Here is a 13,650-nt window from a genome sequence, read left to right as displayed (position 1 = left end):
GCAAATCAACCCGGCGAAATAAAACAGCCCGGAGACCAGCGAGAGGAAAAGGAACGCTCAGATGAGTACAGTCGCGGAGGAAAGCGCCCGACGCCGAACATTCGCAGTGATTGCACACCCCGACGCTGGTAAATCCACACTCACCGAGGCGCTAGCGCTCCACGCCCATGTGATCGCCGAAGCCGGGGCTGTTCATGGCAAGGCCGGCCGCAAGTCCACCGTGTCGGACTGGATGGAGATGGAAAAGGATCGTGGTATTTCCATCGCCTCGTCGGCTCTCCAATTCGAGTATCTGCCGGAAAATGCGCCGAAGGGCACGGAGCCCTACGTCATTAACTTAGTTGATACCCCTGGTCACGCGGACTTTTCGGAGGACACCTACCGTGTGCTCACCGCTGTGGACGCTGCTGTCATGCTCATCGACGGCGCGAAGGGCCTGGAGCCGCAGACGCTCAAGCTGTTCCGGGTGTGTAAAGCGCGTGGCCTTCCCATCATTACGGTGATTAACAAATGGGACCGCCCTGGCCGCGCTCCCCTCGAGCTCATGGACGAGATTGTCGACGAAATCGGCCTGCAGCCGACACCGCTATTTTGGCCCGTCGGAATGGCTGGGGACTTCCACGGCCTCGCCCGGCGCGACGCCGACGGTGACGTCACGGAATATATTCACTTCTTGCGCACCGCGGGTGGCTCAACGATCGCCCCGGAGGAGCACTACTCCCCCGACGAGGCATCGTCGAAGGAAGGCGATGTGTGGGACACCGCGGTCGAAGAGTGCGAGCTTCTCACCATGGATGGCGCCATCCATGACCAGGAGCTTTTCCTGGACTGCACCACCTCTCCTGTGGTGTTCGCGTCGGCAATGTTGAATTTTGGTGTGCATCAGATTTTGGACTTGCTGTGCCAACTTGCTCCTGAGCCGGGGCCGCGGAAAACTGATCCCAAGGTTCTCGAATCAGCGGGCAAGGCGACGGGGGCCATCGACACGGAGCGTTCACCGGAAGATCCGTTTTCCGGCGTGATTTTCAAGGTTCAGGCTGGTATGGATACCCATCACCGCGACAAGCTGGCCTTTATGCGGGTGGTGTCGGGCGAGTTCGATCGCGGGATGCAGGTTACTCATGCGCAATCTGGCCGCTCATTTTCGACGAAATACGCGCTCACCGTGTTTGGGCGAACGAGGTCGACGGTCGAAACGGCGTATCCCGGCGACATTGTGGGGCTCGTTAACGCGGGGTCATTAGCTCCCGGCGACACGATTTATGAGGGCACGAAGGTGCAATTTGCCCCTATGCCCCAGTTCGCGCCGGAAAATTTCCGTACGTTGCGCGCTCGCTCGCTGGGCAAATACAAGCAGTTCCGCAAAGCGTTGGAGCAGTTGTCGTCGGAGGGCGTGGTGCAGATTCTCCGCAACGATGCTCGTGGCGACGCTGCGCCGGTGATGGCTGCCGTCGGGCCCATGCAGTTTGAGGTCATGCAGGCCCGGATGGCGAACGAGTACAACGTCGAGACGGAAACGAGCCCCGTTCCGTATTCGGTGGCTCGGCGGACCGACCACGAGTCCGCCCCGGAGCTCAACCGCCAGCGCGGTGTGGAGGTGTTCACCCGTGATGATGGTGAGCTCATTGCCCTATTCGGCGACAAGTGGAAACTGCAGTTCATTGAGCGTGAGCATCCGGAGTTCACGCTCGAGCCGATGGTCGCTGACTAGTTCCAGCCGCACTCACCTCGGCCACCTTATTTACGACGCCTTATTTACGACGCGAACGTTTCGGCGAACCGGTCTGTTGCCGACACCAATGTCGACGTTGTTTCCTCCTCATACGACGCATGTCCGGACGTCGGTGACCACACGAACGTGGCTTCCGGCCAGGCTTGATGCAGCTGCCACGCTGTAATAGGCGGGCACACAACGTCGTAACGCCCTTGAGCAATCACAGCGGGAATTTCGCGGATCTTGTCGACGTCGCGCAACAGCTGCCCTCCCTCAAGGAACCCGTGGTTGACGAAATAGTGGTTCTCGATGCGCGCGAAGGCTAGAGCGAACCATTCATCTTCATGCGTATCTGTGGGCTGATCGTGCAGGTAGGACGTCGATCCTTCCCACACACTCCACGACCGGGCGGCCGCGACAGCTGTGTCGTGATCGTCCGACCGCAGCAGTTCGTGGTAGACGTCGATGAGGTTGACGTCGGGAAGGTGTGTCATTCCAGCCGGGTTGAGCGGTTCCGGTTTTTTATCGTCGGGAATGACAGAGAGGAAGCGCTCCCACTTGTCGGGGAACATGTAGGCTGCGCCGCCGTTGTAGTACCAATCGAGTTCGGTCCGTCGCAGCATAAAAATGCCTCGAAGGACGATCGCCAGGGTTCGTTCCGGGTGGGCCTGGGTGTAGGCGAGCGACAAGGTGGAACCCCATGATCCGCCGAACACGACCCACTTGTCGATGCCTAAGGTTTCTCGGATCGCTTCGATATCGCCGATCAATTCGGAGGTGGTATTCACCGAGAGTTCTGCGTCGATGTTGGTGTCGGGGTCGGCCAGGTGTGGGGTTGATTTCCCACATCCGCGCTGGTCAATGAGGATAATCCGGTACTTATCGGGGTTGAAGAAACGAGCCTCCTTGGCTGAGGTTCCGCCGCCCGGGCCACCGTGAATAAAGACGGCGGGAATGCCCTCCGGATTTCCGTACTCGGCATAGGCGATGTGCTGGGTGCTCGCTGGGGAGTCAGGGTCAACGGGTCGTTCGACGGTTCCTTCATTGAATGGGGTCGTCTCTGGGTAGAGGCCCTTATTTGCTGTCGCAATCTGGACGTCGTCTGAGTTCATGGTTCCCACCTAACCACATTGGTGACTCATCGCGCGTCCGCTAAGAAGTTCGTCCACGTTACTGCCTATTTCTTGCTATATACGCGTTATTTCATGCAGTACACATGCGTTTCACAGCCGTTAAGTAACAATTCTGTTTCGAGAGGCACGAAAAGTTGCACACATTGTGCAATTTTCTCTACTGTGGCTACGTCCTCCTCCTACGCGTCAAAGTCATGCAGTCCGCGTAGTGCCCCTGTAGGAGGTAATCACCCCTCTAAGAAAGGCTGGCTACCTATGGCGCGGTTTCTTTACCGTGTAGGCACTGCTGCCTACAAGCACAAATGGCGATTCATCGCCGTGTGGCTGCTCATCCTCATCGGGATGGGCGCGGCATCAGCTGCTCTATCAACTACAACAAGCTCCACTTTCTCGATCCCCGGTATTGAGAGCGAAAAAGCTCAAAACACCATGAAGGAGCGCTTCCCTGGAGCGGAAGACCAAACCACTGCCCCCACCGGCAAACTTGTCTTCCAGGCCGAAAATGGGAAGAAGCTCACTGATATCGACGAACAACAAGCGGTCAACGACACTCTGACCAAGCTCAAAGACGCCGGCATCCTGAAGTCTTCCGATTCGATGGTGGATCCTGCTACAGCTGCCGCTGGGATCACTCAGCAGATCACGGCCGTCGGCCAGCAACAGCAGTTGCCGGAAGAGCAGATTGCCAAGAATATCGAGTCGGTCTCGCCGCTATCAAGCGATCAGAAGACCGGCACGGTGGACATCACCTTCGATGCCGATACTGTCTCCGACATTCCGTCGTCGGATATAGATAAGTTCAAAGATATTGTCGACGATTCACGCTCATCGAACTTGGACATCCAGTATGAAGGACAGGCCTTCACGATGGAGGAGCCGAGTTCTGGCACGTCAGAGCTGATCGGTATTGCTGTCGCCCTTGTCGTTTTGATTATTACCTTCGGTAGCTTGATTGCTGCCGGTATGCCGATCATCACGGCGCTGGTTGGTGTGCTCATCGGCAACTTGGGCGTGATGGCACTGACCGGTTTGGTCGATAGCGTGAATGACTCCACACCGATGCTCGCTTCCATGCTGGGTCTCGCGGTGGGCATTGACTACGCGCTCTTCATTACGTCGCGGTACAAGAACGAGCTATCCAACTCGACCTCGAACCGGGTTCACGCTGCTGGACGCGCTGTGGGTACCGCCGGTTCATCCGTGGTGTTCGCGGGCCTTACCGTCATCGTGGCGCTGTGTGCGCTCTCTGTTGTGAGGATTCCATTCTTGACAACGATGGCGCTGACCGCTGCTGCCACGGTGGCCATCGCGGTGCTGGTGGCATTGACGCTACTGCCCGCCGTCTTGGGTCTCTTTGGCAAGGCGTTCTTCAAGGGCAATGTGCCGTTCATCGAGGCACCCGATCCGGAACGTGAAAAGCCAACCATGGGCCTGCGATGGGTTCGCATCATCCGCAAGCAGCCGTGGGCGTTCCTGGGTGTTGGAGTCATCGCCCTTGTGTTGGTGGCACTGCCCATGACGCGCATGAACCTTGCCCTGCCTACGGACGCCACCTCTGATCCGAATGAGTCGCCCCGGCAGGCTTATGAGATGGTCGACGACGCCTTCGGTCCCGGCCGTAACGCACCTCTCGTTGCTGTCATCGACGCCAAGGATGTGCCGCAGGATCAGCGCCAGGTTGCCTTTGCCAAGGCTGTTCAGGAGTTCAACACCATTGACGGTGTGAAGAACGCCATGCTCAGCCAGGTGAATGACTCCGGCGATACTGCCCAGGTGTTGATTGTCCCCACCACAGGCACGGTGGACGACAAGACCAAGGACACCATGCAGAAAGTCCGCGATAAGGAAGATTCCTACACTGAGGAAACCGGCGCTCACTATGGCATCACAGGTGTCACAGCTATTGAGACGGACATCTCCGATCGTCTGAACAATGTGCTGGTTCCCTACATCGCCATCGTCCTGGTCCTGGCCTTCTTCATCCTGATGCTGGTGTTCCGTTCGATCCCTGTCCCGCTCATCGCGGCTCTCGGGTTCGGGCTGACCGTCTGCGCAACCTTCGGCTTGACCGTCGGATTCTTCCAAGAGGGCTGGTTGGGCATCATTTCCGACCCGCAACCCATCATTTCGTTCCTGCCGATCATCCTGATCGGTATCGTCTTCGGTCTGGCCATGGACTACGAAGTGTTCTTGGTCTCCCGTATGCGCGAGGGATGGCATCACGGAAAGACAGCCGGCAATGCAACGGCCAACGGGTTCAAACACGGTGCCCGCGTCGTAACCGCCGCAGCATTGATCATGATCTCCGTGTTCGCAGCGTTCATGCTGCAGGACATGCAGGTCATTAAGACCATGGGCTTCGCGCTGGCCGTCGCGGTCTTCATCGATGCCTTCCTGGTTCGCATGACGCTGATTCCGGCGACCATGTTCATCCTTGGCGAAAAGGCCTGGTGGCTGCCTAAGTGGATGGCGAAGATTACGCCGCGGGTCGACGTCGAAGGCGAGGGAATTAAGGATATTACTCCCGACGACGACGGAGGTCAGGGTTCCGAAGATGGAGCGCAGAGCGGATCTCACGAGAGCGATCGGTCCGCTTCCGACGACGCCACCAGCAACCCGAATATCTCTGACCCGGTCGTTCCGGAACCGAGTAGCCGTCGCTCCGGTGGAGGACGCTCAACAGGCAGTTCGAAAGTAGATGCTGACTAATGACTGGCCTTCGCGAATCGAAGAAAGCGGCCACGAGACAAGCAATCGGGGACGCGACGCTCACGGTAATTACCCATCGGGGCATCGAGGGGTTAACCGTGGCGGCGGTTGCTGAGGAGGCCGGAGTGTCCGTGCGGACATTCCACAACTACTTCTCCTCAGTCAATGAAGCCCTGCAGTACCAGTGCTCAAACCTGCTTGATTCGTTTGCGTCGATTATTGAAAATGCGCCCGCCGAGTGGGACACGATCTCGTGCTTCGAGCACGCGGCCGAAGAGCTCATTCGCACCATCTTCGATAAGGGATGGGCGGCGACGAACCCGGAAGCCATCGGACTCTATCTTCTGAGATCCGACAATTCCGAGTTCGCGGACCAGTGCAAAGCGAACATTGAGACCATGCATGATGCCATTGCTGCTCGTGAGTCGACCCGGCGCGGCACCACCGTCTCTCCTCGTTCCCTGCACGTGTGCTTGCTCTACGAGCTCTCCATTGCCGCAATCAACGCTGTGATTACCAGCTTCGGTTTACGACGCGGTAAATCTCTGGCTGGTCAGGGCATTGCCAAGGAGGAGTTTCTGAAAACAATGAACGAATCCTTCGCAACAATCCGCGATCGGTTTATCGACGCACCCGTCGCGTAACCATTACCCCACCCCTGCTGCCGGATACTGCAGTTCACGTCCGCCGGCGGGTGTGACCTCATGGCGCTGTCACTACTCATTATTGGGTTGTGGCAGCGCCATTTGTGTGAGTGAGTAACATAGAGTTCGTTCTCAGGGCGGGGTGAAATTCCCCACCGGCGGTGAACCCCTTCTGACAGAGACGAAGAGGTAAGCCCGCGAGCGCTCTCACGTGCAAGGATGTGCACATGAGGGGTCTAGCAGATCCGGTGTAATTCCGGAGCCGACGGTCACAGTCCGGATGGAAGAGAATGTATTTCTGTATGCCTCTGAGGATCACGTCGTCTTGCTACGGAGAACATCGTGAATCCTTTTTCTCATCTTCTCGACGCCACAGTCGTCATCGCCGGCTATCCCATTCTGTGGCGTGAAATCATCGGCAACCTCTTTGGGCTCGCTTCTGCAGTCGGGGGCATGAAACGAGTGGTGTGGGCATGGCCGGTGGGTATCGTCGGCAATATTCTGCTTTTCACCGTGTTCTTGGGCGGGGTGTTTGATACCCCGCAAAATCTTGACCTCTATGGCCAGGCTGGGCGTCAGGTGATGTTCCTCATCGTCAGCGCTTATGGCTGGTACCAGTGGCGGGCTGCCCGGCTGCGAGGAATCCGGGAATGCCAGGACACCGACCCCTCGCGATCAATCGTCTCGGAACCGACCGAAGCGGCTGTGGAGCCTCACTGGGCAACGGCACGGCAACGGCTCACCATGGTTGGTGTCGCAGTCGTCGGAACTATTGTCTGCGCCTGGTTATTCAGCGCCCTGGGATCCTGGGGGCCGTGGTCCGATGCCTGGATTTTCGTCGGTTCCATGCTGGCCACCTACGGGATGGCGAAAGGATGGACGGAATTCTGGCTCATTTGGATCGGTGTGGACCTCGTCGGAATTCCGCTCCTTCTAGCAGCTGGTTACTACCCTTCTGCCGTGTTGTACATCGTGTACGCGGGTTTCGTGATCTGGGGATTCGTTGTGTGGGCACGGTTGCAACAGAACACGAGCCTCGAGCAAGTGGACCGCCAGACACACTCAATCACCGTGTAGTGGACGTGAGCGGCGGGCGCGTTGCTCTTTGCACGTTGCGCGCCGCACTAACCCGCGACCGCGGCAGCGTTGCTCACTGCCTTATTCGGACTGAGCGGTAACCAAGGCCTCTTCAAACGGTTCGGGGTTGACCTCGGCGGTGACGTGCGGGTCAAAGCTCGCCCGATTGTCTTTATCCACCAGGACCGCTCGGACGCCTTCAGCAAAATTCTCCTGGTAGCGCAGGACCTTTCCTACCTCGTACTCATTCTTCAGGCCTTGCCGCAGATCTTCCGCTTTCTCATTCGCGCGGAATAATAACGTCGTTGCCACCAGCGAGGATGGATTCGCCGAGCTCAACAGGTTATCAATAACAGCGATGAGCTCCTTGTCATAGCCACCCTTGTCAAGCTTCGCCTCAATATCGAACCAATCGCCTTCACTGAAGATGTCGTTAATCTCCTCAATATGGCGAGCTAAATACGAGGGTCCTGCCTCGGCGGCCGGACGCGCATAGGTGTCTAAAGCAGAATCGAGTCCGTGCTCATCAATCGCGTCCACGAAGTTCTCCACCTCGTGCGAGGAAATAATGTGCGTGGCCATCCCCGACCACAACATGTCGGCCTGCGTAAAGCGGTAACCCGTCAAACCCATAAACAGCGCTAGACCATTCGACGTCGTCCCGTCGGGATCCCCATAAGGCTGGCGAAGGTGCTGCATGGCGTAGGACACTCCCACGTCCGTCGAGAAACCAATAGCCATTTCTGGCATCGAGGCCCACGTGCGTTCCGTAATCACCCGGTGGGAGCCATGCAAGGAAATCCCCAGGCCACCACCCATGACAATGCCGTTCATCACGGCCACGAATGGCTTCGGAAACTCTGCCAACAGAGCGTTCATACGATATTCGTTCGTGAAGAACCCATCAGCAGCAGCACGCCCTTCTTCCGTGCCTTCAAGCTGAAGTTCGCGGACGCGCCTGACGTCGCCGCCGGCACAGTACGCTTTCGGCGTCGACGATGTAATGACGACAACATCGACCGCCGGATCAGTCGACCACGCGGTCAATGCATTTTCTATCGCCGCGCACATGTCGGTGTTCAGCGAGTTCAGTGCCTTGGGCCGGTCAAGAACGATATGGCCCACAGAACCGTGGACAGAGAGGTGAACATCATCCGTCGGTGACGTCACCGACGCGGTATCCCCTGCACCGGCTGCGGTGTGCTGATTGTCACTACTATGTTGCTGGTCACTTTTCTGTGCGTCTGCCATGAACGCAGTCTTCCACTCCCCACCCGTTTATGACAGTGATTTCGCCAAAAAAGAGCGAAATCACCCTCATTTATGCCCCCGGAATGGAGAGCACCGCGCACCCCCGAACGGTGGCTCCCCAGCAGTGATTACTTCTTCTTATCCTTGTTCTTCTTGCCCTTCTTCTTTGCCTTCTTTTTCGCCTTGACCTTATCTTTCTCTAAGTTCGAGGCCACATCAGGCACATAGCGGAAGTCACTGCGCGGCGGGCGCTCATAGTCACGTCGGGCAGGACGCTCGGGCATTTCAGGAATGTCCTGCTCAATGTGCTCATACGGAATAGAGGAGAGGAGATGGTTGATCACGTTAATACGCGACCGCTTTTTATCCTCGCTCTCGACGGTGTACCACGGCGCGGTGGGAATATCCGTGTGGACGAACATCTCGTCCTTCGCCTTCGAATAGTCCTCCCAGCGAGTGATGGACTGCATATCCATCGGCGATAGTTTCCACCGACGCAGCGGGTCATCCCGGCGCGACTCGAACCGGCGCAGCTGCTCTTCGTCGGACACCGAGAACCAATACTTACGCAGCATGATCCCATCTTCGACGAGGAGGCGCTCGAAAATCGGTGCCTGGTGGAGGAAACGTCGGTACTCTTCCGACGTCGCGAACCCCATCACGCGTTCGACACCAGCGCGGTTGTACCACGAGCGGTCGAAGATGACGATCTCGCCCTTCGTCGGCAATTTTTCGACATAGCGCTGGAAATACCACTGCCCCTGCTCACGCGAGTTCGGGGCCGGCAGGGCCTCAATGCGGCACGTCCGGGGGTTTAGATACTGGGTGATCCGCTTGATGGCAGAGCCTTTACCTGCGGCATCGCGGCCCTCCATGATGATGACCAGGCGAGCACCTGTGGATACCACCCACTGCTGCATTTCCACGAGTTCAGCTTGCAGACGCTTGAGCTCTTTTTCGTAGGCTTTCCGGTCGAGTTTCTTGGGTTTCTGCCGAGATTCCTCTGAGCCAGAATCCTGTGTATTCGTGGTCTGCGGCGAATCGCTCATCGTGGGGCCTCTCCTGGTTGATCACATACCCTACTTCGAATAGTACATACCGGCAGGTGAAACCTAACATTCAGGCACATTGACGGCGACGTGCAACGCAAGCCCGCCGCCCGCGGTCTCCTTATAGCGATCCGACATATCCGCGCCGGTTTCCTTCATCGTGGTGATGACTTCATCCAGGCTCACGCGGTGGGTACCGTCGCCGCGCAAGGACATACGCGCGGCATTGATGGCTTTACCAGCAGAAATGGCGTTGCGCTCGATGCACGGGACCTGGACTAACCCGCTAATCGGATCACAGGTGAGGCCTAGGGAATGTTCCATCGCGATTTCCGCGGCATTTTCGACTTGCTGGGGCGTTCCGCCCAAGACCTCGGCCAACCCCGCGGCGGCCATCGACGCTGCTGAGCCCACTTCACCTTGGCATCCCACTTCGGCCCCGGAAATGGAGGCCCTCTCCTTATATAAGGAGCCCACTGCCGCGGCAGCCAAAAGAAATCGACGCGCAGTGCCCTGCGGGTCCTTGCGGCCGGCCGGGGTGAAGGTCAGAGCATAAAAACCAACCGCCGGAATGATCCCCGCTGCCCCATTCGTCGGCGCTGTCACAACACGCCCTCCAGCAGCGTTTTCTTCATTGACCGCGAGAGCAACCAAGTTCACCCAGTCGGTGGAAAACTCAGCTGTTTGATGAGGATCATCAATAATAAGGTCGCTGTACCACTTCTGAGCACGACGCCGCACCCCCAGGCCACCAGGCAAAATGCCCTCCTGGCTCACCCCACGTTTCGCGCAGTCAGACATGGCCTCCGCGATGGCGTCGAGATCAGCGTTGATCTGCGGATCGCTTCGTCTCGACTGCTCACACTTGCGCTGAACTTCCGCGACGGAACCCCCCAGCTGCTCGGCTTTCGCCACGAGTTCCTTGCTCGAGGTGAATAACCAGGGGCCAGTCAAGGCGTCTTGATCAGGGACCTCTTCCTTTGTTCGGATAAAGCCCCCACCAATGGAATAAAACGTTTGTTTATAGCGCTGGCCACGCACAATGGCGGAAAATGTGACGGCATTCGTGTGAATGGTCCGCACGACCGTTGGGCGGAGAACGATATCTTCAAAACCACACTGGACCTGCAGAGACTCATCCCCCGCAAGATTGATCGTCCGCGTGCGCCGAATTTCCTCCAAACGTGGCCCCATGAAATCAGGGTCGACGGTTGCCGGATCTGCACCGTCGAGGCCCAAAAGGCAGGCGCCTAGGGTTCCGTGCCCAGCCCCCGTCGCGGCGAGCGAGCCGTAGAGAATAACGGTGATGCTCTCTGGATCCTGAGTGACAGCACCACCGACCAGCTCGACGTATTCATCGTCGGCAAGACCCGAATCGGCCGTGGACGGGATGTCGTCGGCCGATGTCGTGGTTAAGTGCTCACGTAAGCTGCGTGCAAATTCGAGCCCAGCACGCATTGGTCCCACAGTGTGCGAGCTCGATGGCCCCACACCAATGCGAAATAGTTCAAATGTGCTCACAGTCATATGGACGAGGATAACGCGCTACCTACGCGGCTGTAATGTCACACGTGCTGTTGAGTGAAAATATCACTCATCATCAATGGTGACCTCGGACATATCGTCCCAGCCGGAGCGATCTTCCATGGTCGTGTTGATAATCTTCGGCCTGGACTGCAGAACTTTGTTCATCTCCTCAATGCCCTTGGCAAAGTGCTCAGACTCGGCGTGAACCTTGCCGGCCTCCGCATCCTTGTAGGCCTCGATCAGGATGTATTCGTTGGGGTCATCGGTGTTCCGGTACCACTCGAAGAACAGGCATCCTGGCTCCTGGCGGCATGCCTGGGTGAATTCATCCATTTTCTCGCGGAATGACTCGACGAATTCTGTCTTCGGGCGGTACCTCACGTTAATAAGAATCATGGCATCCAGGGTAGCGATTCGGTTCCGACTTCGTGGGAGGGGTGGAGGCCCTCGCGACGACGATCCTCGTGGCGGAGCTTCTCCGCGCTAGTTGCCGTTCATCTTCTTTTGGTCGACGCCGACTTCTTTTTCAGGGCCTTGCCCTTCCATGGCCGTCGCCAATTGCTTTTTCAGACGTGGCATGTCGTCTTTAGTGAATTTCCCGTTCCCGGCAACGGCGGCCAAGCCGTCGAGGAGCTGGAACCCGTAGTTGTGGCCGTGCCCGTTGGGGACGTTCGCTGCCACGGGGAGATCCAGCGTGACCTGCCAGAACGTGAGAATCGGCACCCATGTCATCGCGGGCGAACGATCCCCTTTGGGCGGTTCTTTCAACCAATCCGGCCGATGGAAGAGGAGTTTCGGCGACCACCACACCACCGGATCCGACGGGTGCTGCAGATACAGCACGCGTGGGCCCGGCCATAGCGGGCTATCTTCGCGGGTCGCCGGTTCGTGCGACTCCTCCCAGGACCAAATCTTCTTCGGACCGTTGGCAAAACGCACGGTCAACCCATCGGAATAGGTGGGCTCCACCTCCGGAGTACCCAGGTCGCGTCGGGCCACAAACTGGCTCCACAAATTATTGCTATTTTGCGGCCCCACCCACAGAACACCGTTGACCGAGTTCACAATATCGCGCAAGCCGGAAAAAGCACCCTCACCGGCGGAGGTTCCCAGGGACTCGCCGTACACATAGATGCGCGGGCGGTGATCTTTCGGCAGCGTATTCCACCAATCGACCACGGTGTTAATGAGAACCTTGCCGGCTTCTTTCACTCGCTGCCTGTCCGCAACGAACTGCAAACCACTGGGGAGGAACGAATACTGATCCGCAGCAATCGCGGTATTGCCGTTAAACATCAACTCGATGGCCTGGGCAGCGGTCGGGTTCACCCACCCGGTCCCCGTCGTCGGGATAACAAAAAGAACTTCGCGGTTGGCGGCATGAGTTCGCTCCAACTCACGGACGACAAGATTCGCGCGGGCTTGATCATCGGGCTCATTCTTGAGCCCGCCGTAGACACGGATCGGCTCCTTCGCGGGCTGGCCGGTGAGTTCTTCCAGCTCATCCTTGTGCAAACCCAAACCCGTGAACCGCGTGCCAAACGCACCAAGCCCGTCCCATGACGCCTCAGACTGTGGGCTGCCCGAACGCTCGGGGACCGTCGGCTGGACCAGGTCAGAACGGATCTTGTTATTCCGCACTGAGAACACCCGTTCCGCTACCGACATCGTCGTTCCCGGCACGATCTTGTCGCCCACAAAAACCAGGATGACGACAACGACGAGCCACGCGGCGATAGTCCTCGTGGCATCTCCCCATCGCTGCGGGCCGTGATCGGCCAACCACTCGACGAGGTTGATGAGCAGGCGGACAACCCCCACGACGGCTGCCCACAACCCCAGGCCGACCGGGATGACCAACAAGAACTTCGCCGGCGTGTAGGCTTCCGCCCCCATCGTCCGGGCGATCTGGTTCTGCCACCGGACCGCAAACAAGGACATGATGATCGTCGCAATCGGGACGGCGATAAACAGCGCCGCGTCGAGAGCGAACCGCCACCGGAAACGTAAGGATCCGCCCATGAACGTGGGTTTTCGTGCTTCGGCCTCTAAACGACGCATCGCGGTTTCGAGCCGACGGTCCGACCCCCACCGCCATCGGGGCAGACGCAAAGACAAATCCTCCACCCGGGGTGCGATGAGGTCGTCGAGCCACAGGTCCCAAATCCAGTGGATGACCACGCCGACCGCGTACGCCGTCACGGCCGACACACCACAGACCACACCTTGGAAAAGCCACGTGCGGGGCAGGAGGGACGGAGTCATGGCCATTAAGAACGCGACCGTGCCCAGGACTACACCGACGGGGTCAGGGCGGAGCCACAACCAGGCCAACATGAGCCGACGCCGGATCGGGGCGTCGCGGTCCGAATAAGAGTCCACCGCGGTGCTGAGGAAAACGGGGGCGTCATCGGCACGGCGATAGAACTCTACGTCACGGTCGAAGTCTTTTCCGAAGTCGAAGGTGAGCTGCTGGCCTGGCTTCGACACATCCCGTGACAAGCGTTGCCCCTGGTTCGCCGTCGCCATCCGCTACCCTCCTGGTC

The 13,650-nt window shown here is 58.2% G+C and carries 10 protein-coding genes and 1 riboswitch; of the genes, 4 read left to right on the top strand and 6 right to left on the bottom strand.

Going from position 1 to position 13,650, the window contains the following annotated elements; translation table 11 throughout:
- The first annotated feature begins 61 nt into the window (after positions 1-61).
- On the top strand, positions 62-1,711 hold the full coding sequence (locus CKROP_RS02650) for a peptide chain release factor 3 (RefSeq protein WP_012731197.1): 1,650 nt from the start codon (positions 62-64) through the stop codon (positions 1,709-1,711).
- A 44-nt stretch (positions 1,712-1,755) separates the two neighbouring features.
- On the opposite strand, the gene pip is transcribed toward CKROP_RS02650, so the two are convergent.
- Entirely contained in the window at positions 1,756-2,826 is a 1,071-nt protein-coding gene (pip, locus tag CKROP_RS02645) for a prolyl aminopeptidase (protein WP_012731196.1), read from the bottom strand.
- Between the two features lie 276 nt (positions 2,827-3,102).
- Between pip and CKROP_RS02640 the strand changes: the two genes are divergently transcribed.
- The 3 genes from CKROP_RS02640 (at position 3,103) to CKROP_RS02630 (ending at position 7,277) form a co-directional block, all read left to right on the top strand.
- Complete coding sequence (locus CKROP_RS02640) at positions 3,103-5,556, top strand: MMPL family transporter (protein WP_081429383.1); 2,454 nt, start codon at positions 3,103-3,105, stop codon at positions 5,554-5,556.
- Complete coding sequence (locus CKROP_RS10570) at positions 5,556-6,200, top strand: TetR/AcrR family transcriptional regulator (RefSeq protein ID WP_012731194.1); 645 nt, start codon at positions 5,556-5,558, stop codon at positions 6,198-6,200. The genes CKROP_RS02640 and CKROP_RS10570 overlap by 1 nt, the downstream gene beginning before the upstream one ends.
- A 124-nt stretch (positions 6,201-6,324) precedes the next feature.
- Positions 6,325-6,496: riboswitch (FMN riboswitch) on the top strand.
- A 46-nt stretch (positions 6,497-6,542) separates the two neighbouring features.
- Positions 6,543-7,277, top strand: coding sequence for a nicotinamide mononucleotide transporter family protein (locus tag CKROP_RS02630; protein WP_012731193.1), 735 nt, complete (start codon positions 6,543-6,545; stop codon positions 7,275-7,277).
- An 81-nt stretch (positions 7,278-7,358) separates the two neighbouring features.
- Here CKROP_RS02630 and CKROP_RS02625 read toward each other — a convergent pair whose 3' ends face one another.
- The 5 genes from CKROP_RS02625 to CKROP_RS02600 form a co-directional block, all read right to left on the bottom strand.
- On the bottom strand, positions 7,359-8,528 hold the full coding sequence (locus tag CKROP_RS02625) for an enoyl-CoA hydratase/isomerase family protein (RefSeq protein ID WP_012731192.1): 1,170 nt from the start codon (positions 8,526-8,528) through the stop codon (positions 7,359-7,361).
- A gap of 128 nt (positions 8,529-8,656) precedes the next feature.
- Complete coding sequence (gene ppk2 / locus CKROP_RS02615; protein WP_012731191.1) at positions 8,657-9,577, bottom strand: polyphosphate kinase 2; 921 nt, start codon at positions 9,575-9,577, stop codon at positions 8,657-8,659.
- Between the two features lie 63 nt (positions 9,578-9,640).
- On the bottom strand, positions 9,641-11,104 hold the full coding sequence (locus CKROP_RS02610) for an L-serine ammonia-lyase (RefSeq protein WP_012731190.1): 1,464 nt from the start codon (positions 11,102-11,104) through the stop codon (positions 9,641-9,643).
- 63 nt (positions 11,105-11,167) lie between these two features.
- Positions 11,168-11,500: a putative quinol monooxygenase gene (locus CKROP_RS02605; protein WP_012731189.1), complete on the bottom strand. Its 333-nt coding sequence runs from the start codon at positions 11,498-11,500 to the stop codon at positions 11,168-11,170.
- 87 nt (positions 11,501-11,587) lie between these two features.
- Positions 11,588-13,633, bottom strand: a complete 2,046-nt coding sequence (locus CKROP_RS02600) for an alpha/beta hydrolase (protein WP_012731188.1) — start codon at positions 13,631-13,633, stop codon at positions 11,588-11,590.
- Positions 13,634-13,650 lie beyond the last annotated feature (17 nt).

The organism is Corynebacterium kroppenstedtii DSM 44385, assembly GCF_000023145.1.
GTDB classification, from domain to species: Bacteria; Actinomycetota; Actinomycetes; order Mycobacteriales; family Mycobacteriaceae; genus Corynebacterium; species Corynebacterium kroppenstedtii.
Note: the sequence above shows the minus strand (reverse complement) of the source record. Positions and strands in the feature narration are given on the sequence as shown.